Origin of the sequence: Algoriphagus mannitolivorans DSM 15301 (genome assembly GCF_000429425.1) — a bacterium.
GTDB lineage: Bacteria > Bacteroidota > Bacteroidia > Cytophagales > Cyclobacteriaceae > Algoriphagus > Algoriphagus mannitolivorans.
Window position 1 is genome coordinate 64,392 of the sequence record NZ_AUBV01000008.1, and the last position, 26,441, is coordinate 90,832.

Consider the following 26,441-nt stretch of genomic DNA (forward strand, 5'->3'; position numbering starts at 1 on the left):
TGGCTCAGGTTTTAGCCTAGCCCAGCATTCTTAATTAGATTTTTAAATTTCCTTATGCCGAAAACCCTTTTGAATTTCAGGAAACTTAGTTTTTTCATTTTGGTCACTTTTTTCATCCCGCTGACTTCTTTCGAAAAACCCGAAGACCCAATAAAAAGACTCATTGCTTTCTTTAATCTTTACCTTACTGATCTTCCTCAGGAAAAAGTTTACCTCCATACAGACCGGACTTTTTATGCATCTGGAGATACAATTTGGTTTAAGGCCTATGTCACGGCTGGTCCAAACCACGAACCCTCTCTTTTGAGTAAAACGGTTTATGTTGAGTTGCTTGAGGAAAATGGGGAAGTTTTACATTATTTAAACCTTTTTTCTCCAGATGGTTTTGCTTCAGGGAATATAGATTTATCGGATTCCCTATCCTCCGGCAATTATCTCCTCAGAGCCTATACGAATTGGATGCGGAATTTCGATGAAGCATATTTTTTTCATAAGGAAGTAAAAATTTTAAACCCCGAATCGTCAATCCAAGCCCAGACTCCCTCCCATTCCGATCTGGATATCCAGTTTTTCCCTGAGGGAGGAAATTTGGTAGAAGGAATCTTGAGTAAAGTGGCTGTAAAGGCAACCGGGCCAGATGGATTAGGGAGACAAATCCAGGGTGAAATTCTGGAAGATGGAATTAAGATAGGGGATTTTAAAAGTAATCATTTAGGTATGGGAATATTTGGATTGCTTCCCAAAATCGGCAAAGTATATCAGGCGAAAATCCTAAATACCGATTTAATACTTGAACTTCCCCCGGCATTGCCCGAAGGAATAGTCCTTTCTGTGACAAATTCTCCTACCTCTCCCGATGTCTTGGTCAAAATTCAAACGTCAAAACCTTCTCAAATCCCATCCATCCATCTTGTAGCCCAGACCCGAGGACTCATTTGTGCGACCAGTACAGTTGACCTATCAAACTGGATTGCATTTGTGCGGATTCCCAAAAAGGAGTTTCCCTCAGGAATTGCCCAATTAACAGCCTTGGACTCTAACGGAATTCCATTGGCTGAGCGCTTGATTTTCATCAACCATCAGGATGACCTCCAAATCTCTATTTCCTCTGACAAAGACAGCTACACCCCTCGTGAAGCTGTGGTTTTGAGCATCGAAACCAAAAACAAAGATGGAATCCCTTTGCCTGCTAATCTTTCCTTGAGTGTTCTAGATGAAGGCCAAATCCCCTACGATCCAAATCAACCAACTATCCATTCCTACTTATTGATGTCCTCTGAGCTCAAAGGCTACCTAGAATCTCCCGGATATTACTTCAACCCTGAAAATAAGGATCGGGAGGAGGCCATGGATTTGCTGATGATGACTCAAGGTTGGAGAAGGTTTACTTTCCGAGAAGCATTAAACCATGAGCTCCCAAAACCAATCTATTCTCCAGAAAAAGGAATTTCTCTGAAAGGGAGATTACTGGACAAAAACAATAATCCTTTGGAGGGAGGCTCTGTCTCTTATCTTTCCTTATACCCGATTGCAGAATCACGATCAGTACTTTCGGAAACAGGTGGCCATTTCGAATTCCGTGATTTACTCTATTTCGATTCCACAGAATTCACCCTAAAAGGGAAACCAAAAAATGGAAATGCTTTGGTGAACATTCAAATTGAAAATACTTACGAGTCTCCTAGATTGGGATTTGGGGCTAGACCACTTGCCGGAGGGAGTCTCGAAATGGAAGAACGGTTTATTTCCAAAGCAGCGGAAAGAAAACGAATCGTCCAGGCATTTGATTTTACGAACTTCGAACTAGAACTGAGTGAGGTGGAGGTCAAAGGAAAGCGGATCACAGAAACAGAGGAATACCGAGGACCAAGAATTTATGGTGGAGGCACAGCCATAGTCAAAGTAGCTGGAAAACCCGAATTAGAAAACTTATTTCATCCTCTTGAACTTGTCCAAGGAAGGGTAGCAGGAGTACAAGTATCCGGTAGTGGGATAAATTGGGACATCAAAATTCAGGGAGTCAACTCCATAAACAGCAGTCTTGAACCATTAATTTTACTCAATGATATTCCGATTGATGCAAAGCAGCTTCATACCCTACTGGTTCAGGAGATTGAAAGTTTTGTGGTATGGAAAGGTCCTGACACGGCTATTTTTGGTGCACGCGGAGCCAATGGGGTGATTGGATTCTATACTAAAAAATCCAATGAAACCCCACGGTCAAATTCTGCCAACAATCATGGTTTTTTAAGAAGGAAAGGTTATCAAATCGAAAGGGAGTTTTATGCTCCGAAATATGACACGGACGGAGTCCTCCATTCCAAACCTGACCATCGAGCTACTATTTTTTGGGCTCCCATGATTCAAACTGATGCTACCGGAAAAGCTACCGTTCGTTTTTTCAATGCTGATTTGAACTCAACTATTCGGATTAATATCGAAGGACTTAGCCTGAATGGAATCCCCGGCCACTCAGATTTTCACTATCAGGTAGAAAAAAAATAATTCATTTACGTCAGTAATTAGAAACCCTTCAAGGGTTCGAAACCCTTGGAGGGATATATTTAAAACTCCGAAGTAAAGTGAAACTCAATCTCGGGATAATTGTCCTGCACCATTTGTAGCCAGGATTTGGACTCTGCCATAAAGTCGAAATCCTAGTCACGGTAGAAATATGCTTTCCAGTTTAGGACCTTAACTCCATCACTTCTGGATTGAGATTGATCCCCTCCATACAAAACCATTCCTCTTTTTTGTCCACTGAGTTTCATCCAGTATTTCAAGTTTTTAAAGTAATCGGAATTGATGGTTTTCCCAGATTTGATTTCAATAGGAATTAAGTCCAAACCTTCATCTATCAACACATCAATCTCATGACCGGTTTTATCCCTCCAGAAAAACAAATTGATTTCTTGCGCATGATGCGTTCGCTGCTTGATTAATTCGGTCACGATGAGATTTTCAAAAAGTGCACCTCTCAACGGATGCGTTTTTAATTGCTCTTTACGCTCAATTCCCAGTAAAAAGCTTACCAAACCAGTATCCAGAAAATAGAGTTTGGGTCGTTTGACGATAATTTTATTGAAATTTTGAAAATGGGGACGCAACAAATAAATCAAAAAACTACTCTCTAGAATTCCAATCCAGGATTGTATGGTTTTGCTATCTACTCCAACTTCATTCCCCAAGGATGTCAGATTCAACTCTTGGCCTACTCGCCCAGCCAGCAGTCGGATGAATCTTTCGAAAACAATCAGGTCTGAAATATTTTTTACTTGACGCAAATCCCGTTCGATATAGGTTCGCAAATAATTGGGGTACCACAAGGAAGTGGGAATTCCAGGCTGATAAATCGGGGGGAATCCACCTTTTAACATGAGTGAGTCCTCATCCGGTACCTCCTGTTCTCTTGAATAAATTTCTGCTAATTGAAAAGGGAGTAACTGCAAATAACCCACCCTTCCTGCCAAACTCTGGGTGATCGACTGCTGTAAAAGAAAGTTATTGGAACCAGTCAAGATAAATTGACCCGTGGTAGATTTTTCATCAACTATTCCTTGGAGATAAGAAAATAATTCTGGGGTTCTTTGAACTTCATCAAGAATAGCCCCTTCTGGAAAATCTCCCAAAAACCCACGGGGATCTTCTAAGGCATACCTTCTTCGATCAGGGTCTTCTAATGAAACATAAGGCTTCTGAGGAAAAATCGAACGAACAAGCGTGGTCTTACCGGATTGTCGGGGACCAACGACTGCAACCACCTTAAAATAAGTGGCCAGTTCTAGTAACTTTTCAGAAGCTCTCCGATAAATCATTGCTAAAAATATGGAAAAATTCGGAATCTGATTCCGAATTTTTCCAGTTTCTATTGCAGAACTTCTGATCAAAAGGTTAGCCAGCCTTTGAAAAAAACAACCTCTCCAAGGGTTCGGAACCCTTGGAGAGGTGAAGGTGCTAAAACTCCGAAGTAAAGTGAAACTCGATCTCGGGATAATTGTCCTGAACCATTTGTAGCCAGGATTTGGACTCTGCCATAAAGACCAGCTTATCGTCCTTATCCCGGGCGATGTACCTGTTCTTTGATCGGACAAATTCATCGAGCTGTTTTTTGTCCTTGCTACTGATCCAGCAGGCCTTGTAGAGGTTCATCGGATGAAATTCCACCGTGGCGTTGTATTCATTTTTTAACCGGAACTGGATTACTTCAAACTGAAGCTGCCCTACTGTACCGACTACTTTTCGAGAACCCATATCGAAGGTAAACAACTGGGCGACTCCTTCTTCCATCAACTGTTTCAATCCTTTTTCCAGCTGCTTGGTCTTCATGGCGTCTTTGTTGACCACTTCTCTAAAGATCTCCGGCGAGAAACTTGGAATCCCAGTGAAGACCATATTCTCCCCATCGGTCAATGTATCGCCGATTTTTAGATTACCGGTATCATACAAACCCACAATATCTCCCGGAAAGGCCTCATCTATGATTTCCTTATCCTGAGCCATAAACTGAGTCACGTTCGAAAATCTCAATGGCTTGGGACCTCTGACATGATTGTAGGGCTTGTTCCGCTCAAATTTCCCAGAACAGATCCGCAGAAAGGCGATTCGGTTCCGGTGATTGGGATCCATGTTGGCGTGAATTTTAAAGACAAAACCAGAGAATTTGGATTCAGAAGGCTTGACTTCCCGGACATCAGTTTCCCTGCTTTTTGGAGCAGGAGCGATTTTAATGAAGGTATCCAACATCTCGTTTACACCGAAATTATTCACTGCAGAGCCGAAAAATACCGGAGCGACTTTCCCTTCCAGATAATCCTCCACGGAAAATTCAGGATATACACCTTCGATTAATTCCACATCTTCCCGAAGTTGCTTGGCGTTGTTGGGTCCAATCAGTCCGTCCAATTCTGCATCATCCAGATTTTCGAAAACCTGTCGGTCATCACTGAGTTTGCGTTGGGAAGGGGTAAAAAGATTCAGCTTTTGGTCGTATAGGTTGTAAACTCCTTTAAAACCTTTTCCCATTCCGATGGGCCAAGAAAGCGGGCGAACTTTAATGTTCAGCTTTTCTTCCACCTCATCCAGCAAATCATAAGGATCCCGACCTTCCCGGTCCAGTTTGTTGATAAAGCAGATCACCGGCGTATTTCTCATCCGGCAGACTTCCATCAGTTTTTCGGTCTGGATTTCGACCCCTTTCACGCAGTCAATCACCATAATCACCGAGTCTACTGCTGTCAGGGTTCTGTAGGTATCTTCAGCAAAGTCTTGGTGACCTGGAGTATCCAGCAGGTTGATCTTGGTGTCTTTATATTCGAAGCCCATCACAGAGGTCGCCACAGAAATACCTCTTTGCTTTTCGATCTCCATCCAGTCAGACTTGGTGGCCGTATCGATTTTGTTGGATTTAACTGCCCCCGCAGTCTGAATAGCACCTCCAAAGAGAAGCAGTTTTTCAGTCAATGTGGTCTTCCCCGCATCTGGGTGGGCAATAATGGCAAAAGTTCTACGCTTTTTGATTTCCTCAGTCAAACTCATGGATATTGAAATTCAGGGGGCAAAGGTAAGGAAAATGAACAAATGGAATTTTAATTTTCCCTTTCTCTACTTGGATATTCGGTGTTCGAAATTCGGTGTTCAAAATTGAATGAAAAAATATCGAACATTGAATATTGAATTTCGAATGATGAATTTTCTTATAGACTTGATAAAACTCAATATTCCAAAATCCCCTCAGTAACAAATTGTGAAGCATCTTCCAGGTTCCCCAAGAGCATAATCCGGAAGGTAGTTCCCTTTCCGACTTCAGATTGTTTGACAAAAATTTTCCCTCCGTGGTAGCCTTCCACGATTCGTTTGGCCAAGGTTAGTCCCAGCCCCCATCCACGCTGACGAGTAGAAAATCCCGGATTGAAGACCTTTTTGAAATTCCGCTTTTCGATTCCTTTACCCGTATCGGTAATGTCCACGATGACAAATTTATCACTGTCCTGCATGACATCGATGGTGATTCGTCCTTTGCCTTTCATAGCATCCACGGCATTTTTGCAGATATTTTCTACCACCCACTCAAACAGGGGCTTGTTCATCATTGCATCCAGATCCTTGGAGTCTGCATTGATGATCAATTCGACTTTAGTGGAGATCCTAGGCCGGAGATAGGTGATTGTTTCCTCAATGACCTCGTACAAGTTTTCCGCTTGGATGACTGGCTTACTTCCGATACTGCTAAAGCGCTCGGTCACCATTCGAAGCTTGACCACATCCTTATCCATCTCCTGAATAATTTCCTTGTTTTCTTCCCAGACAGGAGAATTTCTCAAGTAATCAATCCAGGCCATCAGGGATGCTATTGGAGTACCTAATTGATGGGCAGTTTCTTTGGTCAGACCTGCCCACACTCGGTTTTGTTCGGCGATTTTACTTTGATTGAAAAGCGCATAAGCCAAAGCTCCAAAAAGGAGAATCACTGCCAATTGGATGTAAGGATAGTACCGAAGATTGGTCAGCAGTTCGGAATTTCTATAAAAAACCCGGATATCTGCTTCCTGTAGATGAATAGGTTCATATTCATCCTGCATTTCCAAAAGCTCCTTTTCCAAGGTCCTAAGGGAGTCTTCTTCGCTGGCGTTTTTCCGGAATTTGATATTCCTGAATTCCAATGGGTTTCCCTCCGAGTCCACCATGATTATCGGAATGGAATAGTTCTGCTGAATGATTTCCTGGTTGATGAAGGTGAGGTTTTCGGTCGTGGTAGCGGCATATTCCAAGGCTGCTGAAAGCAGCTGAATCTGCCGGCTTTCCCGATCCCTTAACTCAGCCACCAGAATATTAGTGTACCAAATCGACCCGGATCCGATCAGAAAGGAAACCAAAAATACCAGCCACTTGACCTGTTTTTTGTTCTGATAAAAGTCAATGGATGTCAAATCCTGGAATCTGGTTTTCATGTACTCAACAAATGCTTTTCAGGTAATAACTCCCTGTTTGGTTGGATAGTATAAGCTTAGGGTAGAATAAAATACCCGATCCGAGTCTAAGTGAATTGTTATTCCAAAACCCTTAAAAACAGGAAAAAATAACCAGAATTACCTTAATAAGCGATACAGGAGGGGAAATAATGGAAGTCAATTGGACTTGAAAGTGGAAATAATTGGAAATCTCTAATCAAAATAAAAATGTTGTCGGGATGGCATCAGGCCATGATTCTAAAAAAAAACGAGGGCCTAGGCCCTCGCAATGCTTATTGAGAAGCTTTGATCCACTTCCACAAGATTTTGTAGCTAGGCTTGGTCCCATGCATGAGTATTCCGATTCTGTAAATTTTTCCTGCTAGCCAAGTAGTCAGCAAAAACCCTGTCACCAACAAGCCCATAGAAAGTGCTAGCTCCCAAAAAGGAACACCGTAGCTAATTCTTCCCATCATCGCTATCGGTGAAGTGAGGGGAATCACTGACAACCAAAAGGAAGTAGTGCTATTGGGGTCTTGCAAAACAAAAACAAAGAGCCCCATGTAGGATACGATGAGTGGTATAGTGATCGGGAACATGAATTGCTGTGCATCCGAAGGCGCATCCACAGCAGATCCTATTGCGGCAAATAAAGCCCCATAGAGCAAATACCCACCAAGGAAGTAAAATAGAAAACTCAGAACGATTGAAACAAAGTCGATTCCATTGATGACGGCCAATATCTCGCCTAATTCTCCAGTATCAGGAGCTGCATTGGCAAATTCGGGATTAGCCATCTCCATGGCCTGTTGTTGTGGCATTTGCATGCCCAATACTCCCATCACAATCGAACTCAAGGCACCAATCAAAATTACCCAAATCAAAAACTGAGTCAGCCCTACCGCTCCAATTCCGACAATTTTCCCCAACATCAATTGGAAAGGCTTGAGGGATGAAACCAAAATTTCGACAATCCTGCTGGATTTCTCCTCGATCACCCCTTGCATGATCTGATTTCCATAGACGAAAATGAAGATGTAGATCAAAATTCCGGTTAAAAATCCAATAGCGTAGTTCACGCTTGCATCATTGATTTTCTCTTCACCTTCACCTACCAACGTCACAGACTGAATGTCCACCGCTGTTCTGATTTCTTTCAAAATTTGAGGGTCGATTCCTTTTTCATAGAGTCTTTGATCCTCGATTTTCCGCTTCATGGCATTCTCCAAGTAGCTCATCAAGCTCATGCTGGGATTATCCAAGGAAAAGAACTGTATCCCTTTTGGATTAGCGACGTCTATTTTGGGAATATATAAAAACCCATAACGATCGCCTTCAATAACCAGACTTTTGGCCTCTTCGGGATCTTTGATTGAAGAGGTAAAGGCATACTGATCCGAGCTTTCCATGAAAAACAAGTTGGTCTCATCGATGACCTCAATGATTCTCAGAGACTGGTTTTCTTTTTCCTGAACAGCTATCCATACAAAGACTCCCATAATGGCAGGGAAAATCAATGGGGTGATCAAGGTGGCGATAAGGAAGGATTTTTTCTTTACCCTGGCCAGATACTCTCGCTGAATCACCAGAAAAATTTTATTCATGGGAGGTAGCTTTTACTTGTTGAATAAAGATTTCTTCCATAGTAGGGATTTTTTCACTGAAAGAAATCACTTCTCCATATTCCATCATTTCAGTCAAGAGTTGATTGGGGGTCTTTCCTGCCAAGGGAAGGGTAAATTCCCAGCTATCCCCATCGGATCTAGGAGTCCACTCTTGAGGGAGATTTTGAGAAAGATTGGTCATTGCAATTTCAAAAACTTCGGGTCGAAACTTACTCTTGACCTCCCGAATTGTCCCGTCCAGTATTTTCCGGGACCTATTGATCATGGCCACTTGGTCACAAAGCAACTCGACTGACTCCATTCTATGCGTACTCAGGATGACGGTGGTTCCTTTGGACTTAAGTTCCAAAATTTCATTCTTGATCACTTCAGCATTGACCGGATCAAAGCCAGAAAAAGGTTCGTCAAGAATCAAAAGGGAAGGCTCATGGATACAGGTAGATATAAACTGTACCTTTTGTGCCATACCTTTGGAGAGGTCTTCGATTTTCTTTTCTCTCCAAGAATAGATGTCCATTTTCTCCAACCAGCTTTTGACTCGGTTTTTTGCCTCATGTTGGTCGAGTCCTTTCAATCGCGCGAAATAGATCAGCTGATCCCAAACTTTCATCTTTTTATAAAGCCCCCTTTCCTCTGGGAGATATCCTATTTTGCGGATATCATCAGGAGAAAGAACCTTCCCGTCCAAATGGACGCTTCCTTCATCTTGCTCGATAATCTGGTTTATAATTCGGATCAAGGTAGTTTTACCTGCTCCATTAGGCCCTAATAATCCAAAAATCACGGCTCGGGGAACTTGCAGGCTTACTTCCGAAAGCGCACGGTGATTTTCGTAGGACTTACTTAGCTGATTAATTTCCAACATTTTATTCCACTGTAACAGAACCTACTCCTACATCGATGATTACCTCTAAAAGTCTGGGGTCTGAAGATTTGAAGCCACGGGTGACATAGATTCCTTTTTCCACTGATTTCAGGTATTTCGGCAAGACGGTTCGGCACATGGGGGTGGTTCTCATTTTCAATCGTACAGGCACATCCTCCGGAGGTAAAACCAAATGTACACTTCCTACACTTACAGCAGAAATTACCTGACAACCATGGGGCATTCCCTCTGAAAAATTCAAGTCAATTTTTCCATAATCCACCTCAAAAATCATTCGCTTGGCATTGGTGAAATTAGCCTTTTTCACTTCCAAATTTCCCATACTTATGGTTACCAAAAGGGTGTCCATCGCGACGCTGTTGGGCATACTCTGGCTGTAAAAGAGGGAAACGTCACTACTAGCACTCCTGATTTTCATATTGGAAATGGAGATTTGGCTTAAGTCCATGTCGGTTTTGCCCATTCCAAGCGAAAAATTCAAATCATACAAAAAATTAGAACTCAGCCCCACATCCCATGTGTGATCATAGTCAGTGCTGGAAGAAAACAGCTTAGAGGTGATACTTTTACCTAGGTTGTCCGATTCAACATTCTTGTGGACCAAGGAAGCATTGAGAATTCCCCGGCTAATGGAATATTTGAATTCAGGGAGAATATTGGACTGGGCCAAGTGTCCATGGATGTAAACAGGATCTTGGTGCACATTCCTTTTTAAGTTTACCGCGCTCTTGTAAGAAGAGAAATCTAGGGCTACTATCTCAAAACCTCTTTTTTCCGAGACTTTGTATTCTTTTACAAATTGCGCCTGTCCGGTATTCAACCCCAAAAGGATGCAGGTGATAGTCAGACACAGTTTTTTCAACATACGGTTAGGGTACGGGGCACTATAGAAAAGGTTCTAAAAATATAAAAAAAGCCAGAATTGCTTCTGGCTTCTTAGGATTTAGAAAAATTCCTTCATTTTGTCGAAAAAGGACTTTTCTTGCCTTCCCGGATCCGGCTTGAAGTTTTCGGAATTTTTAAGGTTTTCTAAAGCTGCTCTTTCCTCTCTGGAAAGCTGGGTAGGAGTCCACACATTGACCATGATCAATTGGTCACCGCGGGTATATCCATTTATGTCTTTAATCCCTTTTCCTTTTAGGCGAAGCATTTTACCACTTTGGGTTCCAGCGTCAATTTTGATTTTGACTTTGCCATCAATAGTCGGTACTTCTACAGAGTCTCCCAATGCGGCTTGGATAAAAGAAATGTAGAGATCATAAATCACATTATTCCCTTCTCGTTGGAAGGTCGTCTCCTCTGCCTCTTCAATGACAATCAAAAGGTCACCAGGAATCCCCCCTGGAATCTCGTTTCCTTTTCCGGACATGCTGAGCTGCATACCATCTCCGACACCTCCGGGAATATTGATTGTGATTACTTCCTCCTTGATGATTAACCCTCTGGAATCCGCTTCAGCTGGCTTTTTATCAACTATTTGACCTGATCCTCCGCAGACTGCGCAGGTAGATGCAGAGACCATCTGGCCTAGCATGGTATTGACCACTTTTTTGATTTGGCCAGTTCCCTGACAGGTGGAGCATGACTTGAAGCTGACACCTGGAGCAACCACGTGTCTTTTTACTTTGATTTTCTTCTCGACTCCATTAGCAATCTCCTGGAGGTTCAACTTCAGTTTTACCCGGAGATTTGTTCCTTTTTTGGTACGGCGACCACCGCCCCCGCCAAAGAAAGAGCCAAAACCACCTCCACCGAAGATGTCGCCAAACTGAGAGAAAATATCATCCATGTTCATCCCTCCTCCGCCGAAGCCGCCATTGCCGCCTAGACCTTGATGTCCGAACTGATCATATCTTGCTTTTTTATCCGGATTGCTCAGTACCTCATAAGCTTCAGCAGCTTCCTTGAATTTCTCTTCGGCCTCCGGATTATCTGGATTTTTATCAGGGTGGTATTGAATCGCCAATTTCCGATAAGCTTTTTTGATCTCATCGGCGCTGGCTGATTTGGAAACTCCCAATACCTCGTAATAGTCTCTTTTTGTCATATCTTTTTAGGCTCCTGTCACAACTTTTGCGTAGCGAACCACTTTATCACCAAGGGTATATCCCTTTTCAACTACATCGATTACGGCGCCCTTCATTTCTTCTGTAGGGGCAGGAATTTGGGTAATTGCCTCCTGAGTATCTGCGTCAAAGGGCTTTCCAATCAAATCTTCCATGACTTTTAGCCCTTTGGATTCAAGAACCCGAACTAGTTTGTGGAAAATAAGCTGGCTTCCTTCTTTAATTTTGGCCACTTCCGTTTCATTTTCAGCGGCTTTGAAAGCACGCTCAAAATCATCCACAACTGGAATTAAATCTTTCAATACTTCTTCTGAGGCTGTTTTGATCAAGTCAATCCGTTCCTTGGCAGTTCGCTTTCGGAAATTTTCAAAATCTGAATACAATCTCAGGTACTTATCCTTCAGCTCAGCCACTTCTGCCTCTAATTTTTCAGTCGTGTTGGAATCCTGAGTTTCTTCACTCTTGTTCTCTTCGCTTTGAGGGGTATCCTGAATCAATTGTTCTTCAGTTTGTGTTTGGTTTTCTTGATCTACTTGTTCCTTATTTTTCATAAAATATTTAAGCAATAGTCGGTCGGTTGGGAGGTAGCAATGACTTTGCCAGAGCCCTTATTCTGCCAAAGTGACACCTTTAGGCATGAATTGCCTGCCAGATCATATCTTTAAGTTGAGAAAGATTGTACTGACTTACAGAAGAAATGAAGACATACGGGATTCCTTTCGGAACTTCCTTTTCCATTTCTTTAATCAGCTCCTCATCCAGCATATCTGCTTTGGAAATGGCCAGAATACGTTTTTTGTCCAATAATTCCGGATTGTATTTCTCGAGTTCTCCTAAGAGAATTTTGTATTGTGTCTCTATTTCCGGAGCATCAGCAGGAATCATAAACAGCAAAATAGAATTTCGCTCGATATGACGTAAGAAACGGATACCTAATCCCCTTCCTTCAGCGGCCCCTTCAATGATCCCGGGTATGTCTGCCATCACAAAGGATTTATCATCTCTGTAGCCGACTACTCCTAGGTTTGGAACTAGGGTTGTGAACGGATAATCTCCGATTTCAGGCTTTGCTGCCGAGATAGCTGATAGGAGCGTAGATTTTCCGGCATTAGGAAATCCGACCAAGCCTACATCTGCGAGAAGTTTAAGCTCTAGAATAATCCATTCCTCAATTCCCGGTTCTCCAGGTTGTGCAAAATGGGGGGCTTGATTCGTGGCTGTTTTGAAATGGTCATTACCTAATCCCCCTCTTCCGCCGCGAGTCAGAATAACTTCCTGTCCATCTTCAGTAATCTCAAATCGCTTTTCGCCGGTTTCTGCATCCCGGGCTACTGTCCCTAGAGGCACATCTAAAATGACATCTTTTCCATCTGCTCCTGTTCTTTTGCCACCTTCTCCGCCTTTTCCGGCATCAGCGATGACATGCTTTTTATATTTCAGGTGAAGCAAAGTCCAGTGCTGAGCATTTCCGCGGAGAATAATATGGCCTCCACGACCTCCGTCCCCGCCGTCCGGGCCTCCTTTTGGGACGTGTTTTTCCCTGCGGAAGTGAACGGAACCTGCACCACCTGCACCAGATCTGGAACAGAATTTTACGTAATCAATGAAATTGGAATCTGCCATTTTTTGAGAAAGAAAAAGGCTAAGCCCTAGAGCCTAGCCAAGTCTTGATTTTGCAAATTTAGAAAATCGCTGGAAATCAGTAGCTATCAATCGCTGAAGAGATCTCAGAAAATATCTCCTCAATCTTACCTACCCCATTGATTTTCTTAAGCTTGTCTTGTTTTTCATAGTAATCTGCCACTGGAAAGGTTTCTTCCAGGTAAACAGAAATTCGGGTATTGATCTTTTCGTCATCCTGGTCATCCACTCGACCGGAAGTTTTTCCTCTTTCTTTGATTCGCTCGCGCAAAATATCTTCAGGAACATCCAAAGCAATCATTCCGGAGATTCCCATTCCATTCTTCTCCAGCATCACGTCCAAGGCTTCAGCCTGAGCGGTTGTGCGCGGGAATCCGTCAAAAATGAAACCTTTGGAATCTTGAGTTGAATTGATTTTATCTTCTACCATACTGATCACGACTTCGTCAGGTACCAGTCTGCCTTCATTCATGTATTTTTTGGCCAAGTTTCCCAGCTCAGTACCTTCCCCCAGATGTTTTCTGAACAAGTCCCCGGTAGAAAGATGAGTCAAGCCATATTTTTCAATGATTTTTTCACTTTGAGTGCCTTTACCCGCACCTGGAGGGCCAAAAAGAACAATATTTAGCATTAGATGATTCTTAATTTAATTAGAACTCAGCTGGTACACGTCTGGAAGATTTCTTCCCAATCCATCATAGTCCAAGCCATAACCGACGACAAATTTATTGGGAATTTCAAAACCGACATAATTCAAGGGGTAATTAAACCGAAATGCTTCCTTTTTATACAGAAGTGTTGCAATGGCCAATTTCTTGGGTTTATGCTTTTCCAGTTCTTCCAGAAGGTATTTCATGCTAATTCCAGTATCAACAATGTCTTCAACAATTATTACAGATTTACCTTCAATATCTGCAGACAGGCCCAAAATAGATTTCACTTCACCGGTAGTCTCTGTCCCTGAATAGGATGAAATTTTAATAAACTCACAGGAAAACTGCATGTCAATTTCTCTGACTAGGTCTGCCATTACCAAAAAAGAACCATTCAAGACTCCCAAAAGAACCAAGTTCTCTCCTTTATAGTCATTTGTGATTTGCTCTCCGATTTCTTTGAGTCTTTCCTGAATTTTTCCGGAGGAGAGATAGACTTCGAACTCCTTGTCGTGAAGTTTTACTTTTTTCATAAGCTAAAGGGCTTTCAGGAGATACTTATATAATAAGATCATAGATTCAAGATCGGCGATTGAGACCTTTTCTTGTGGCGTGTGCACATTATCCTCTGCCGCTCCGATAAAGCACCAATCTATGGCATAGGGAGAAAATTGGACTTCTCGGCCGTCACTTCCTCCATGAGCTTCGACCTCCAATTGATAAGGTATCCCACTTTTTGCGGCTAAAGTAATAATACGGTCGAGAAATTTCCTCCTGGGTATGAATTTGTCCCGAATAGAAATTGCCACACCTTCATGATGATGAACCCCATCAGTGACCCAGGTAATGTCTGAAATCAAGGCCTGCTTGACCGGGGCTGTCTCTTGAATGAACTTTAGGAGAAATGGCATGCTGCCTCCACCATGTTCTTCATAAGTCGAAAAAATCACCCATCCATCTTCTATTTCCTCACAAAGTTCAAGTGCGGAAAAAATCCCCAATCTGTTGTCTAAATACGCTCCCTGAAGAAATTCCCCATCCATTTGAAAGTTTTGTTCGAATGACAAACGGGTCCCCCTTTCAATTTTTCGGGGAAAATCATGATAAATTTCTTCTTCATCCCCAATCAATTTGCATCGGATTTCACCCAAATGATCCTGCCCAATGAGTTTGGTACCTGGTATAATTTCAGGCCCTCCGATACTAACTAGCTGATTATTATACCTAACCATAAAGCCAATAGTATCTAAATGGGCAAAAACTGCTGTTCTTGGCTCTCCAAACTTAAGTAAAAGGCAATCATGAAATTCTTCACCGAAGTAGATTTTTGGAGAAACCCTCCAATGACTCTTTCGTTGAAGAACATATTGATACAAAAACGAACTAATTCTCGATTCATCACCGGAAACGCTTGGGATTTCAAGCAATTCCGATAAAAAATTCCAATTTGGCATTAATTGTGTTATTTAATTGAAACATTTTCCAAAAAACAAGGATTTATTCTTTTCTAACAATTGGGAATTAAATTATTCATCTAGATTTGCAGTAAGTTAAAAGTTTATAAATTTGCTAATCAATCCATCAATCACTTAAAATAAAACTGAACAAAAATTTTTTCTCATGAAAAAACTAATACTATCAACAATTATGGCTGGAGCCTTGGCAGTAGCTGCTAACGCCCAGGACTTCAACAAATGGTCAATTGAGGCCGGAGCTGGTTTCAATAAGCCTATGGCGCCGCTGACTGGTGGTTTCCTATCTCCAACTCTTAACCTTGGTCACGTTGAATTTGGCGCACGCTACATGTTCAATGAGAAATTCGGTTTAAAACTTGATTATGGTTTTGGATCTGTAAAAGAGGCTAAATTCGGAAAGAGGGACTCTCAAAGCCCTTCATTCGACACAAAATACAATAGATTAAACCTACAAGGTGTTGCCAACATCGGTAGAATTATGAGTTTTGAATCTTTCACACGAAGACTAGGCCTATTAATGCACGGTGGTGCTGGTATTGGTGTAGTAAATCCTGAAGAGAACAGATTCAATGATTTCACTGATAATGTATACACTTTGATCTTTGGAATTACTCCTCAATTCAAAATCAGTGAAAAAGTTGCTTTGGTTGGTGACATCTCCACCGTTCTTAACGGTAGACAAACTGTTACTTGGGACGGAGCAACTTTCATCAATCCAGACATTAGCAACGGTTTCTACGGAGCAAATGGAACTTGGTGGTCTGGAACTTTAGGATTGAATATTTACTTGGGCAAAGCAGAACAGCATGCTGACTGGTACATTGCTGCAGATAAATATGCTACTAAAGAGGAACTTGCATCTCAAATCAACGGAATTAAAGACATGTTGAAAGATTCTGACGGTGACGGTGTTCCTGATTACCTTGACAAAGAACCAAATACTCCAGCAGGAGCTAGAGTAAACTCTTCAGGTTCAACTATGGATTCTGACGGAGATGGTACTCCTGACCACCTTGACAAGTGTCCTTTCTTGCCTGGTCCTGCCTCTACAAACGGCTGTCCAGTTGAAGAAGTGAGAGAAGAAACAGACTTCTTGAAGAAAGCAATCAATGATGGTTACGTAAACGTATACTATGCATTTGACAGCGACAAACCACTAGGATACTCAGTAAGTGCAGCGCAGTATGTTTCTAACTTCATGAAGAGAAATCCAAGTGTGAAGGTTGAAATCAAAGGTTATGCTGACGAATTAGGTCCAGAAGATTACAACATCAAACTTTCTGAAAGAAGAGCTAAAGCCGTGTACAACCTTCTAATTGCATCTGGAATCGATGCTTCTAGATTGTCCTACAAGGGTTATGGCGAAGATACTAGTGTCGATAAGTCATCTGCTGACGCTCGTCAGATGGCAAGAAGAGCTAGCTTCGAAGTAAAATAATCGAAAAATATTTCATGAAAAGCCCGACTGAAAAGTCGGGCTTTTTTTTTGCTAAGACTTTGATGACAAAGTTTTATTACCTTTGAACAGTCATCCTTAATTACCTACTCAAATGAAGAAGTGTCTAATTCTAGTTCTCCTACTCGGAGTCAGTACCTCTCTTTATGCTCAGAAAGAATTCAATCAATGGTCACTTGAATTGAATGGCGGCTTCAACAAATCTATGGGCCCACTTTCTCCTGATTTTTATTCTCCAACTCTGCATATTGGTCACGCTGATTTTGCAGCCAGATATATGTTCAATGAATATTTTGGATTGAAAGGTGACCTGGGCCTGGGTGTTTTCAATGAAACAAAAGGCAAAAGTCCCGAATTTACAACCAACTATATCCGGGTGAATGCACAAATGGTTATGAACACCGGCCGAATGATGAACTTTGAAAATATTAGCAGAAGGATCGGTCTTTTGACACATTTTGGAGCTGGTTTTGGAAGGCTATCTTTTGAAAATACAGTATTTGACCAGCCTTCTGATTATGTGTACAACATCATCTCTGGAATCACAGGTCAATATAAAATCTCCAATAGAGTATCCTTAACAGGAGACATTACCTACATCCATAACGGTCGTCAAACTTACACCTTTGACGGAAACTCGTATAACGCTCCAGTACAGCCTAACCCTCCTGCAAATCCATTTATTCATGCTCCTGGAGGCTGGTGGACTGGTGCCCTTGGTCTGAATTTCTACCTGGGTAAAAATGAACAACATGCCGACTGGTTCATAGCCGCTGATAAATATGCGACCAAAGAAGAATTATCCACTCAAATTAACGGAATCAAGGATTTGTTGAAGGATTCTGACGGCGATGGTGTAGCGGATTATTTAGACAAAGAACCTAACACTCCGGCAGGTGCTCATGTATCTTTCAACGGAGTGACATTGGATTCTGATGGGGATGGTACAGTTGACCATTTAGATAAGTGTCCATTTCTTCCCGGCCCAAGTGCCAACGGAGGCTGTCCATTAGAGCAAGTAATCGATCAGACCGATTACCTAAAAAAGGCTATCCAGGATGGCTATGTAGCAGCCTATTTTGCTTTTGACAGCTCCACCCCTTCAAGCTTTTCCATCAATTCCATTTCCTATGTTTCCAACTTTTTGAAAAAGAACCCGGGAGTTAAATTGGAAGTAAAAGGATTTGCAGATGAAATTGGTCCAGAAAACTATAACATCAAGCTATCAGAAAAAAGAGCTAAGGCAGTATATGAGATTCTAGTTTCCTCTGGCGTAGATTCCTCTCGTTTGAGTTACAAAGGCTACGGAGAGGATACCAGTGTAGACAAGTCCTCAGCCGATGCTCGTCAAATGGCCCGAAGAGCTAGCTTCGAAATCAAATAAGCAATCAAATGCCCGGTACGTTAACCGGGCATTTTTTTTACCTTTGACCCAATGTTTATTCTGACCGAGAACCCCAGCATTGCGGACAAATTCCTCATGGAATTAAGAGATGTCACTATCCAGAAGGATGGTATGAGATTTCGTAAAAATCTGGAACGCATAGGCGAAATATTGGCTTATGAAATTTCCAAGTCTATGGAATTCAGGGAAAATGAAATCCAGACCCCACTAGCCTCCATGACTGTCAAAATCCCGGAAGCAAATCCCGTAATTTTCGCAGTGCTAAGGGCTTCTCTACCTTTCTACCAAGGATTTCTCAACTATTTTGACCAAGCTGAAAGTGGTTTTATTGGTGCCTTCAGAGAAGAGGGAGATACTATAAAAATCAACCTTGGATATCATGCCTCGCCTTCCTTGGAAGGGAAAACCATCATTCTGGCAGACCCTATGCTGGCCACTGGGAAGTCTTTTTTGAAATCCATTCAGACTCTCCTTAATCATGGCACCCCAAAAATAATCCATATTGCCGCTGTGATTGCCTCCCCAGAAGGAATTCAATTTCTTCAGGAAAATCTGAAAGTTCCATTCCGACTCTGGATTGGTGCGTTGGATAAGGAGCTAAACTCAAAATCCTACATTGTTCCAGGCTTAGGTGATGCGGGCGATTTGGCCTTTGGACAAAAAATTTAACGAATGACTCCATATTTATTTCTACTTCTAGGACTAGCTATCCTCCTTTTTGGTGGAAAAATCCTAGTAGACGGAGCTACGTCTATGGCCTTTAAACTCGGGATGAGCTCTGGACTTATCGGCCTCACAGTGGTTGCATTTGGAACTTCAGCGCCCGAGCTTTTGGTCAGTGTAAATGCAGCTCTGAAAGGCAACAGTGACATCTCCATTGGCAATGTAATCGGGTCAAATATTGCCAATATTGCCCTTGTCTTAGGTCTTTCGGGATTATTTTATCCCATCCTCATCAATCGAAATCAACTGCGATTCGATTACACTCTGATGATCATTGTGACTATTTTATTTTATCTGCTTAGTCTCAATGAAATGATCACCATTTGGGAAGGGCTAATCCTGTTTGGCTGCTTTTTGGGATTCAACTTTTACCTTTTTAGAAATCTCGGAAAAGGGGTGATTGATGAAAATGAAATGGTCGAAGAAGAATTGGAGGAAGTGAAAAACTATTCTTGGCTCATCTCTGTTGCTTTGTTTTTTGGAGGAATAATAGGCCTCTATGCAGGATCTGAATTATTGGTCGAAAATGCGGTTAAAATTTCAAGAGAATTTGGAGTAAGTGAGCGGGTGATCGGAGTTACGATCATTGCTATCGGCACAAGTCTCCCAGAATTGATCACTTCTATCATGGCGGCTCTCTCCAAAAGAACCGATTTGGCCTTAGGAAATATTTTGGGTAGCAACATCATGAATATCCTATCCATTATTGGTATTACAGCGATCATCAAGCCGATTTCGGTTTCCCCTGAATTTTTGGCTTCTGACTACCTTTGGATGTTGGGGTTTTCTTTGTTACTCTACCCTCTGATGCGCACAAAAATGAAAATATCCCTTTTTGAAGGTACTATTCTACTTCTTGGGTACGGACTCTATATATTCTTCCTATTATGAGTGAGGAGCTGATTACCTTTCTTGGCATCTATTTTCTGTGCATTTTCAAATTTATTGCTGGGCCAGTTTTTGGATCTGCTGCCGGATACAGCTTTTGGGAGATCATTTTTGTCACCCTTTCTGGCATGATGTCCAGCGTTTTGGTTTTTACCTTGATTGGCACCAAAATAAAAGCCTATGTGGAAAGGAAGTGGATGAAAAAAGGCCCCGTCTTTACCAAAAAATCAAGAAATATCGTTCGGATATGGTTGAAATACGGTGAAATAGGTATCGCTTTTCTCACCCCTTTAATCCTAACCCCCATCGGAGGAACCTTAATATTGGTTTCTTTCGGAACAAGGAAAAGAAGAATCTATTTTCATATGCTTTGGAGTGGCCTTTTGTGGTCATCCTTCTTCAGCCTCACCATTCAATACATTCTAGCGATACCCTTCTTCGAAAAACTAATCGGCTAGATCCTCATCCGGCAAAATCTCAATATCCTGGATCAATACTCTTTGAGAAATTTCCTGCCCTGTTAAAGTCGCAGCAAGCCCGCCCATCGCTGTTTCTTTATACCGGCTTTCCATGGATGCACCGATTTCACCCATCGCCTCGACACACTCATCTACCGGAATTACTGCATTCACATTTGCTAATGCTATTTGAGCGGAGCTGAACGCAATTGCGGCTGCGCTTGCATTTCTGACCACACAAGGCACCTCCACCAATCCTGCAACGGGATCGCAAACTAAGCCCAGCATACATTGAATCGTAACCGCCACAGCGTTAAATATCTGATCTACGGTTCCTCCTAAGCAATGCACGATTGCCCCGGAAGCCATAGCCGCTGCCGATCCAGTTTCTGCCTGACACCCTCCTACAGCTCCTGCCAAACTTGCCTTTTCTTCTATAATCAAAGCAATGCCAGCTCCGATTAACAAGCCTTCGATTATCGATTCATCGGAAAGTCCATGAATTTCCTGAAGAGTAACCAGCGTGCCCGGAAGAATTCCTGAAGCTCCTGCCGTAGGAGCAGCCACTACCCGACCCATGCAAGAGTTTACTTCCTTGGCTGCCAAGGATCTAGAAATCAATTTTTGAAATTCTGGGGAAAGTACTGTCAAGGGGTGATTGTAAACCTTTTTCGCGCCGTTGTTGATCATCCCTGAGCGGGAAGTCATTTCTTCCTCCAGCCCGGTCTTCACAGCATCCTTCATCACTCCAAAAGCCTGAGCCAATCCATTGAGAATCTTTTCCTTGGAAGAGTTCTTTTGCTCAACTTCATATTCAATCACGGAATCTACCAGGGAAACCTTTCTTTCCTCACAGTATTCTTTCCAACCTTTGAAACTTTCAAAAAGGTAACACATGTCGTTATTTGGGTTTAATTCTATTTTGGGTTGAGGAATTTCCTCAGAAATTAAAATTGATGGTCTGCTTTATAGCAGGATCCAAACTCAAGGCCACGGGGCAAGTTCTTGCAGCATTTTTGAGTTTTTGGGTCATAGATGGATCTTGTACGGGCTTATCCCAATGAAAATCGATTACTATCTCCTGAATCTTTCTGGGACTTGACTGCATAATTTTGGTCACTTCCCAAGACAAGCCCTCCAAGCTGACTCCATCTCTTTCTGCGACTATTCCCATAATAGTCACCATACAACTACCTAACGCAGAGGCTACCAGATCCGTTGGGGAAAATTTTTCTCCTTTGCCATTATTATCACAGGGTGCGTCTGTGAGAATTTCCGTGCCAGATTGAATGTGCTCAGAATGGGTCCTTAAATTCCCCAAATACGTACTTTTTATAGTGGGCATAAACTCTTACTTTTAAAATGCAGTTAAATACTTTAAACCAAAAATAGGGCAATATTTTCGACCAATTCGAATGAGTAAGCTGAAATTCCTTTTTCCTCTTTTCCTTGTATTTCTAAGCATAAATACTTTTGCCCAGCGCGATGACATAGGCAACTACGAATATGACAAAGAATACCTCTTTGGACTCAACAAAAACACAAACGGAGGCTTAATCGGCGGCCTGGTATTCAAGGCAGGAACCCGACTTGCTGATGATCAGTTCGCTTTTTGGGGAATTGAACTTTCCAATGTGAAAAACCCCAAAGAAGCTCGATACAATACTGTTTTGGGCAATAGCTATATTTTCGGCAAGTCCAATTACCTCTATGCGATCCGACCACACTTTGGAAGGGAAATCATTTTATTCAAAAAAGCCCCGAACCAAGGTGTTCAAGTATCTGCCCTGGGTGCTGTAGGGCCTTCCATCGGGCTGATTGCTCCTTATTATATCGAGTATGCAGTTAACCGATTGGAAACTGTCACAGAACAATATGATCCTGAAGTGCATCAAAGCAGATTCAATATTTTGGGAACCGGCCGACTTCTTCAAGGATTGGGTGAATCCCAAGTTGCTTTTGGCGCTCATCTCAAGGCCGCATTGATGTTTGAATTTGGGGTTTTCAGAAGTAACGCCACCGGCTTGGAACTTGGATATATGTTGGAAGGTTACAACAAGGAAATACCCTTAATTCCGACTGCCGAAAATAGACAGCTATTTCAATCAGCCTATTTGACCTTCTATTACGGCTTCAGAAAGTAATTTAAATTCGGTTTTTGAATTAGGCTATTTACCTTTGTACCAAATCCTATCGTAATGATTGAATTACCAGTAATTTCCGAGGAAGCAACCAAAAGAAAAAAACCTGATTGGCTCAGAGTAAAACTTCCTGTCGGAAAAGAATATGCAAAAGTCCGAAAGCTTGTAGACCAGCATAAGCTCCATACCATCTGCGAAAGTGGCAATTGTCCCAACATGGGTGAGTGCTGGGGCGCGGGAACTGCTACATTTATGATTTTGGGAAATGTCTGTACACGGTCCTGTTCTTTTTGTGCAGTAGCAACGGGCCGCCCCAATGAATATGATACAGATGAGCCAAGAAGAGTAGCCGAAGCCATCAAATTGATGGGCGTAAAGCATGCGGTCATCACTTCTGTAAACCGTGATGAATTAAAAGACAGAGGTGCAGAGATTTGGTATCAAACAGTAGTTCAGACCAAAGAACTTTCTCCAGAAACTACCATTGAAACCTTAATTCCAGACGTCAAGTCTAATTGGGACGCCTTATTTAGAATGATTGAAGGTGGCCAGGAAGTCGTCTCCCACAACATGGAAACCGTCGGAAGACTCTATAGAATGGTCAGACCTCAAGCTAAATACGACCGTTCACTGGAACAAATTAAAAAGACCAAAGAATTTGGTAAAAGAACCAAAACCGGAATTATGCTGGGTTTAGGGGAAACCAAAGACGAGGTATATAAGGCAATGGATGATTTGGCAGCCAACGGCTGTGATATTCTTACCCTAGGACAATATCTACAGCCCACCAAAATGCATATCGAAGTGGCTGAATTTATCCATCCGGATCTATTTGCGCACTATCGTGAAGAAGGCTTAGCTAGAGGACTGAAATATGTAGAATCAGGACCTTTGGTGAGATCCTCCTACCATGCCGAGAGACACGTTCACGTTTAAAAAAAGATTACTCCATAAAAAAAGAAGCTCCAAATTGGAGCTTCTTTCATTTTTACCGTTTTGAATTAGGCCATTTCTTCCTGGCCTGCATATTCTTCTACCGGAATACAACTACAAACCAAATTTCTGTCGCCATATGCCGAATCAATTCTTCGCACACTTGGCCAGAACTTGTTTTCCTTCACAGAAGCAAGCGGGAAAACAGCTTTTTCTCTTGAATATGGCAAGTTCCACTCACCAACCAATACCATATCAGCTGTGTGAGGGGCGTTTTTCAATACGTTTTGTTCCTTGTCTGCTTTACCAGTTTCAATCTCACGAATTTCTTCACGGATGGAAATCAAAGCATCACAGAATTTATCCAGTTCCGCTTTAGTTTCAGACTCAGTAGGCTCGATCATCAAAGTGCCTGCCACCGGGAAAGATACCGTCGGTGCATGGAATCCGTAGTCCATCAATCGCTTGGCGATATCCTCTACTTCCACTCCTACTTCTTTGAAAGATCGGCAATCCACGATCATTTCATGAGCTGCTCTTCCTTTAGAACCTGTGTAAAGGATCGGATAATGACCACTCAATCGCTCTTTGATATAGTTGGCGTTCAGAATGGCGATTTTAGTCGCATTGGTCAACCCATCTCCTCCCATCATGGCGATGTAAGCATAGGAAATCGGCAAAATACTTGCACTTCCATAAGGAGCAGCTGAAATTGATGAAACAGCCTGCTCACCACCGGTCTTTACAATAGGGTTGCCTGGAAGGAATGGAGCCAAATGAGCAGCAACGCAGATTGGGCCCATGCCTGGTCCACCACCACCGTGAGGAATACAGAAGGTCTTATGCAGGTTCAAGTGACAAACATCCGCTCCGATATATCCTGGGGAAGTCAAGCCTACCTGTGCGTTCATGTTTGCGCCATCCATGTACACCTGACCACCATATTGATGGATGATTTCACAGATCTCACGAATTCCTTCTTCAAATACCCCATGGGTAGAAGGATAGGTTACCATCAAGCAAGAAAGATCACTGGCATGCTCTTCAGCTCTTTTTCTCAAATCATCGATATCGATATTCCCTTTTTCATCGCACTTTACAAGTACCACTTTCATGCCCGCCATCACAGCTGAGGCTGGATTGGTGCCATGAGCAGATGTCGGAATCAAAGCTACATTTCTATGCCCTTCACCACGGCTGATATGATAGGCTCGGATTACCATCAGACCTGCATATTCTCCTTGAGCGCCAGAGTTTGGCTGAAGGGATGTGTCTGCAAATCCAGTGATTTCAGTCAACCAAGTTCTGAGATTGGTGAAAAGCTCCTGGTATCCCAACGCCTGATCCATCGGAGCAAAAGGGTGAATTTGTCCAAATTCAGGCCATGTCACCGGGATCATTTCGGCAGTAGCATTCAACTTCATGGTACAGGATCCCAATGAAATCATGGAATGTACCAAGGAAAGATCCTTATTCTCCAATCTCTTGATGTATCGAAGCATTTCGTGCTCCGAATGATAGCTATTGAAAACAGGATGAGTCAAATATTCGGATTTTCTTGCCAAACCTTCAGGAAGGCTCAACTCCAGGTTTTCAACCAAATCATTCAAGTCCAAAGTGTGCTTGCCTTCCTCAGTTGCGAAAATCCCCACAATCGTTTTGACATCCTCTAACGTCTTGGTTTCATCAAAGGAAATGAAAACTGAATCAGACTCATATCTAAAATTCATTTCCGCGCCTAAGGCAAGCCCTCTGACTCTTTCTCTCGCCACTTCATTCATTTTGATTTGAATTGTGTCGAAGAAAGTTTGATCAACAACATTCAAACCTACTTTTTTCAATGCCTGAGCAGTCAATTTCGCCAAGCCATGAGTTCTCAAGGCAATATTTTTCAAGCCTTGTGGTCCGTGATAAACCGCATAAAAGCTAGCCATTACACTTAGAAGTACCTGGGCAGTACATATATTGGACGTTGCTTTTTCACGCTTGATATGCTGCTCACGAGTCTGAAGCGCCATTCTATAGGCTTTATTTCCAGATCGATCTATAGACACACCAATGATTCTTCCAGGAATTTGTCTTTTGAATTCTTCCTTAGTTGCAAAAAAACCAGCATGTGGACCTCCATAGCCCATTGGAACTCCAAATCTCTGGGACGAACCAACCACTACATCTGCTCCCATTTCTCCCGGAGAATTAAGAATGGTCAAAGCCAATAGATCTGAAGCAAAAGCAGTCAATACTTTATTTTCCTTTGCGGAGGCAACTAGCGCTGAATAATCAGAAACCGCACCGTCAGCGTTTGGATACTGGATCATCACTCCATAGAGTTCAGGATCAGTCAAATCCAAAGATGAGAGTGAGCCAAAAACCAATTCAATCCCGATGGGTTCTGCTCTAGTGAGCAATACAGCCTTGGTTTGTGGGAAGATTTTCTCATCTACAAAATACTTGTTCGCGTTCTTTTTTTCACGTGGCTTCACCGCATGAAGCATAGTCATCGCCTCGGCAGCTGCAGTACCTTCATCTAAAAGGGATGCGTTTGCAAGTTCCATCCCGGTCAATTCCATTACCACCGTCTGAAAATTGATCAAAGCTTCCAATCTTCCTTGAGCAATTTCTGCCTGATAAGGCGTGTATGCAGTGTACCATCCCGGATTCTCCAGTACATTTCTCAAAACCACTCCCGGAACGATGGTGTCATAATAGCCCATTCCTATGAAGGACTTGAACACTTTGTTTTTGGAAGCCAATTTTTTGAAATCAGCCAAAAACTCCGACTCTAATTTTGCCTTCGGCAAATCGAGAGATTTTTTAGATTGGATCGCCTCGGGTACAGTCTGACCGATTAATTCATCCAGAGAAGAGGCCCCGATTTTCTCCAACATCTCAGCAATTTCTGCCTCATTCGGGCCATTGTGTCTGCTCTCAAACTTGACAGCATTGGAAAGATTGATCTTCATAAAGAACGCTTAGAAATTTTCTATTTGGGTTTGGAAAGCTCCTGATTTTATGGGCGCAAAGGTACGATTTGCCATCCAAAAACTCTTTGATTTCCCTCAATTATTTGCCTATTAACCTCAGGAAGTGACGAGTGGTTTTTTTGAGCGTGAAATTATTTTCTAGCTTAGGGCCCATAAAACC

23 protein-coding genes are annotated in these 26,441 nt (G+C 42.3%); 8 read left to right on the forward strand and 15 right to left on the reverse strand.

All coding sequences use genetic code 11. The features are described 5' to 3' along the window. Nucleotides 1-54: 54 nt before the first annotated feature. On the forward strand, nucleotides 55-2,505 hold the full coding sequence (locus G458_RS0110130; protein ID WP_026951807.1) for a TonB-dependent receptor plug domain-containing protein: 2,451 nt from the start codon (nucleotides 55-57) through the stop codon (nucleotides 2,503-2,505). A 152-nt stretch (nucleotides 2,506-2,657) separates the two neighbouring features. On the opposite strand, the gene G458_RS0110135 is transcribed toward G458_RS0110130, so the two are convergent. From G458_RS0110135 to G458_RS0110195, 12 genes are all read right to left on the reverse strand, one after another. Beyond that, nucleotides 2,658-3,815 (reverse strand): ATP-binding protein, encoded by a 1,158-nt coding sequence (locus G458_RS0110135; protein WP_026951808.1) that lies wholly within the window; start codon nucleotides 3,813-3,815, stop codon nucleotides 2,658-2,660. A gap of 139 nt (nucleotides 3,816-3,954) precedes the next feature. Then, a complete protein-coding gene (locus tag G458_RS0110140) occupies nucleotides 3,955-5,535 on the reverse strand; it encodes a peptide chain release factor 3 (RefSeq protein ID WP_026951809.1) in 1,581 nt (526 codons plus the stop codon). 176 nt (nucleotides 5,536-5,711) lie between these two features. After that, nucleotides 5,712-6,947 (reverse strand): sensor histidine kinase, encoded by a 1,236-nt coding sequence (locus tag G458_RS0110150; RefSeq protein ID WP_026951810.1) that lies wholly within the window; start codon nucleotides 6,945-6,947, stop codon nucleotides 5,712-5,714. Nucleotides 6,948-7,240: 293 nt separating this feature from the next. Continuing rightward, nucleotides 7,241-8,551, reverse strand: coding sequence for an ABC transporter permease (locus tag G458_RS0110155; protein ID WP_026951811.1), 1,311 nt, complete (start codon nucleotides 8,549-8,551; stop codon nucleotides 7,241-7,243). Further along, nucleotides 8,544-9,437: an ABC transporter ATP-binding protein gene (locus G458_RS0110160; RefSeq protein WP_026951812.1), complete on the reverse strand. Its 894-nt coding sequence runs from the start codon at nucleotides 9,435-9,437 to the stop codon at nucleotides 8,544-8,546. The genes G458_RS0110155 and G458_RS0110160 overlap by 8 nt, the downstream gene beginning before the upstream one ends. Before the next feature lies 1 nt (nucleotide 9,438). Next, complete coding sequence (locus tag G458_RS0110165) at nucleotides 9,439-10,323, reverse strand: hypothetical protein (RefSeq protein WP_026951813.1); 885 nt, start codon at nucleotides 10,321-10,323, stop codon at nucleotides 9,439-9,441. Between the two features lie 78 nt (nucleotides 10,324-10,401). Continuing rightward, nucleotides 10,402-11,505, reverse strand: a complete 1,104-nt coding sequence (dnaJ, locus tag G458_RS0110170) for a molecular chaperone DnaJ (protein ID WP_026951814.1) — start codon at nucleotides 11,503-11,505, stop codon at nucleotides 10,402-10,404. A 6-nt stretch (nucleotides 11,506-11,511) separates the two neighbouring features. Then, nucleotides 11,512-12,075 (reverse strand): nucleotide exchange factor GrpE, encoded by a 564-nt coding sequence (locus G458_RS0110175; protein ID WP_026951815.1) that lies wholly within the window; start codon nucleotides 12,073-12,075, stop codon nucleotides 11,512-11,514. Nucleotides 12,076-12,154: 79 nt separating this feature from the next. Continuing rightward, nucleotides 12,155-13,147, reverse strand: a complete 993-nt coding sequence (gene obgE / locus G458_RS0110180) for a GTPase ObgE (RefSeq protein ID WP_026951816.1) — start codon at nucleotides 13,145-13,147, stop codon at nucleotides 12,155-12,157. A gap of 76 nt (nucleotides 13,148-13,223) precedes the next feature. After that, the gene (locus G458_RS0110185; protein WP_026951817.1) at nucleotides 13,224-13,796 is read right to left on the reverse strand and encodes an adenylate kinase; all 573 of its coding nucleotides are present in this window, start codon (nucleotides 13,794-13,796) and stop codon (nucleotides 13,224-13,226) included. Nucleotides 13,797-13,811: 15 nt separating this feature from the next. Beyond that, entirely contained in the window at nucleotides 13,812-14,351 is a 540-nt protein-coding gene (gene hpt / locus G458_RS0110190) for a hypoxanthine phosphoribosyltransferase (protein WP_026951818.1), read from the reverse strand. A 3-nt stretch (nucleotides 14,352-14,354) separates the two neighbouring features. Beyond that, nucleotides 14,355-15,272, reverse strand: coding sequence for an aminopeptidase (locus tag G458_RS0110195; RefSeq protein ID WP_026951819.1), 918 nt, complete (start codon nucleotides 15,270-15,272; stop codon nucleotides 14,355-14,357). A 166-nt stretch (nucleotides 15,273-15,438) separates the two neighbouring features. Between G458_RS0110195 and G458_RS0110200 the strand changes: the two genes are divergently transcribed. The 5 genes from G458_RS0110200 (at nucleotide 15,439) to G458_RS0110220 (ending at nucleotide 20,223) form a co-directional block, all read left to right on the forward strand. Next, nucleotides 15,439-16,731: an OmpA family protein gene (locus tag G458_RS0110200; protein ID WP_026951820.1), complete on the forward strand. Its 1,293-nt coding sequence runs from the start codon at nucleotides 15,439-15,441 to the stop codon at nucleotides 16,729-16,731. A gap of 112 nt (nucleotides 16,732-16,843) precedes the next feature. After that, the gene (locus G458_RS0110205; RefSeq protein ID WP_026951821.1) at nucleotides 16,844-18,133 is read left to right on the forward strand and encodes an OmpA family protein; all 1,290 of its coding nucleotides are present in this window, start codon (nucleotides 16,844-16,846) and stop codon (nucleotides 18,131-18,133) included. Between the two features lie 51 nt (nucleotides 18,134-18,184). Further along, on the forward strand, nucleotides 18,185-18,823 hold the full coding sequence (gene upp, locus G458_RS0110210) for a uracil phosphoribosyltransferase (RefSeq protein ID WP_026951822.1): 639 nt from the start codon (nucleotides 18,185-18,187) through the stop codon (nucleotides 18,821-18,823). A gap of 3 nt (nucleotides 18,824-18,826) precedes the next feature. Beyond that, nucleotides 18,827-19,768, forward strand: a complete 942-nt coding sequence (locus G458_RS0110215) for a calcium/sodium antiporter (protein ID WP_026951823.1) — start codon at nucleotides 18,827-18,829, stop codon at nucleotides 19,766-19,768. Beyond that, nucleotides 19,765-20,223: a hypothetical protein gene (locus tag G458_RS0110220; protein WP_026951824.1), complete on the forward strand. Its 459-nt coding sequence runs from the start codon at nucleotides 19,765-19,767 to the stop codon at nucleotides 20,221-20,223. The genes G458_RS0110215 and G458_RS0110220 overlap by 4 nt, the downstream gene beginning before the upstream one ends. Here the strand turns inward: G458_RS0110220 and sdaAA are convergent. Both sdaAA and G458_RS0110230 read right to left on the reverse strand, forming a co-directional pair. Further along, nucleotides 20,212-21,120 (reverse strand): L-serine ammonia-lyase, iron-sulfur-dependent, subunit alpha, encoded by a 909-nt coding sequence (gene sdaAA / locus G458_RS0110225; RefSeq protein ID WP_026951825.1) that lies wholly within the window; start codon nucleotides 21,118-21,120, stop codon nucleotides 20,212-20,214. The two genes, G458_RS0110220 and sdaAA, sit on opposite strands and share 12 nt — an antisense overlap. A gap of 43 nt (nucleotides 21,121-21,163) precedes the next feature. Next, on the reverse strand, nucleotides 21,164-21,568 hold the full coding sequence (locus tag G458_RS0110230; RefSeq protein WP_026951826.1) for an OsmC family protein: 405 nt from the start codon (nucleotides 21,566-21,568) through the stop codon (nucleotides 21,164-21,166). 70 nt (nucleotides 21,569-21,638) lie between these two features. On the opposite strand from G458_RS0110230, the gene G458_RS0110235 reads away from it, so the two are divergent. Both G458_RS0110235 and lipA read left to right on the forward strand, forming a co-directional pair. Then, nucleotides 21,639-22,367 (forward strand): hypothetical protein, encoded by a 729-nt coding sequence (locus G458_RS0110235; RefSeq protein ID WP_026951827.1) that lies wholly within the window; start codon nucleotides 21,639-21,641, stop codon nucleotides 22,365-22,367. A 54-nt stretch (nucleotides 22,368-22,421) separates the two neighbouring features. Continuing rightward, nucleotides 22,422-23,300, forward strand: a complete 879-nt coding sequence (gene lipA / locus G458_RS0110240) for a lipoyl synthase (protein WP_026951828.1) — start codon at nucleotides 22,422-22,424, stop codon at nucleotides 23,298-23,300. Nucleotides 23,301-23,365: 65 nt separating this feature from the next. On the opposite strand, the gene gcvP is transcribed toward lipA, so the two are convergent. Next, nucleotides 23,366-26,260 (reverse strand): aminomethyl-transferring glycine dehydrogenase, encoded by a 2,895-nt coding sequence (gene gcvP, locus G458_RS0110245; RefSeq protein ID WP_026951829.1) that lies wholly within the window; start codon nucleotides 26,258-26,260, stop codon nucleotides 23,366-23,368. Nucleotides 26,261-26,441 lie beyond the last annotated feature (181 nt).

Bases quoted from the DNA above. Each gene is read 5' to 3' on its own strand.
- G458_RS0110140 (WP_026951809.1), bottom strand. From the start codon at position 5,535: ATGAGTTTGACTGAGGAAATCAAAAAGCGTAGAACTTTTGCCATTATT.
- gcvP (WP_026951829.1), bottom strand. From the start codon at position 26,260: ATGAAGATCAATCTTTCCAATGCTGTCAAGTTTGAGAGCAGACACAAT.
- G458_RS0110205 (WP_026951821.1), top strand. From the start codon at position 16,844: ATGAAGAAGTGTCTAATTCTAGTTCTCCTACTCGGAGTCAGTACCTCT.
- sdaAA (WP_026951825.1), bottom strand. From the start codon at position 21,120: ATGTGTTACCTTTTTGAAAGTTTCAAAGGTTGGAAAGAATACTGTGAG.
- G458_RS0110195 (WP_026951819.1), bottom strand. From the start codon at position 15,272: ATGCCAAATTGGAATTTTTTATCGGAATTGCTTGAAATCCCAAGCGTT.
- G458_RS0110155 (WP_026951811.1), bottom strand. From the start codon at position 8,551: ATGAATAAAATTTTTCTGGTGATTCAGCGAGAGTATCTGGCCAGGGTA.
- G458_RS0110175 (WP_026951815.1), bottom strand. From the start codon at position 12,075: ATGAAAAATAAGGAACAAGTAGATCAAGAAAACCAAACACAAACTGAA.
- G458_RS0110185 (WP_026951817.1), bottom strand. From the start codon at position 13,796: ATGCTAAATATTGTTCTTTTTGGCCCTCCAGGTGCGGGTAAAGGCACT.
- G458_RS0110215 (WP_026951823.1), top strand. From the start codon at position 18,827: ATGACTCCATATTTATTTCTACTTCTAGGACTAGCTATCCTCCTTTTT.
- G458_RS0110135 (WP_026951808.1), bottom strand. From the start codon at position 3,815: ATGATTTATCGGAGAGCTTCTGAAAAGTTACTAGAACTGGCCACTTAT.
- dnaJ (WP_026951814.1), bottom strand. From the start codon at position 11,505: ATGACAAAAAGAGACTATTACGAGGTATTGGGAGTTTCCAAATCAGCC.
- G458_RS0110220 (WP_026951824.1), top strand. From the start codon at position 19,765: ATGAGTGAGGAGCTGATTACCTTTCTTGGCATCTATTTTCTGTGCATT.
- hpt (WP_026951818.1), bottom strand. From the start codon at position 14,351: ATGAAAAAAGTAAAACTTCACGACAAGGAGTTCGAAGTCTATCTCTCC.
- G458_RS0110230 (WP_026951826.1), bottom strand. From the start codon at position 21,568: ATGCCCACTATAAAAAGTACGTATTTGGGGAATTTAAGGACCCATTCT.
- obgE (WP_026951816.1), bottom strand. From the start codon at position 13,147: ATGGCAGATTCCAATTTCATTGATTACGTAAAATTCTGTTCCAGATCT.
- G458_RS0110200 (WP_026951820.1), top strand. From the start codon at position 15,439: ATGAAAAAACTAATACTATCAACAATTATGGCTGGAGCCTTGGCAGTA.
- G458_RS0110235 (WP_026951827.1), top strand. From the start codon at position 21,639: ATGAGTAAGCTGAAATTCCTTTTTCCTCTTTTCCTTGTATTTCTAAGC.
- G458_RS0110165 (WP_026951813.1), bottom strand. From the start codon at position 10,323: ATGTTGAAAAAACTGTGTCTGACTATCACCTGCATCCTTTTGGGGTTG.
- G458_RS0110130 (WP_026951807.1), top strand. From the start codon at position 55: ATGCCGAAAACCCTTTTGAATTTCAGGAAACTTAGTTTTTTCATTTTG.
- upp (WP_026951822.1), top strand. From the start codon at position 18,185: ATGTTTATTCTGACCGAGAACCCCAGCATTGCGGACAAATTCCTCATG.
- G458_RS0110150 (WP_026951810.1), bottom strand. From the start codon at position 6,947: ATGAAAACCAGATTCCAGGATTTGACATCCATTGACTTTTATCAGAAC.
- G458_RS0110160 (WP_026951812.1), bottom strand. From the start codon at position 9,437: ATGTTGGAAATTAATCAGCTAAGTAAGTCCTACGAAAATCACCGTGCG.
- lipA (WP_026951828.1), top strand. From the start codon at position 22,422: ATGATTGAATTACCAGTAATTTCCGAGGAAGCAACCAAAAGAAAAAAA.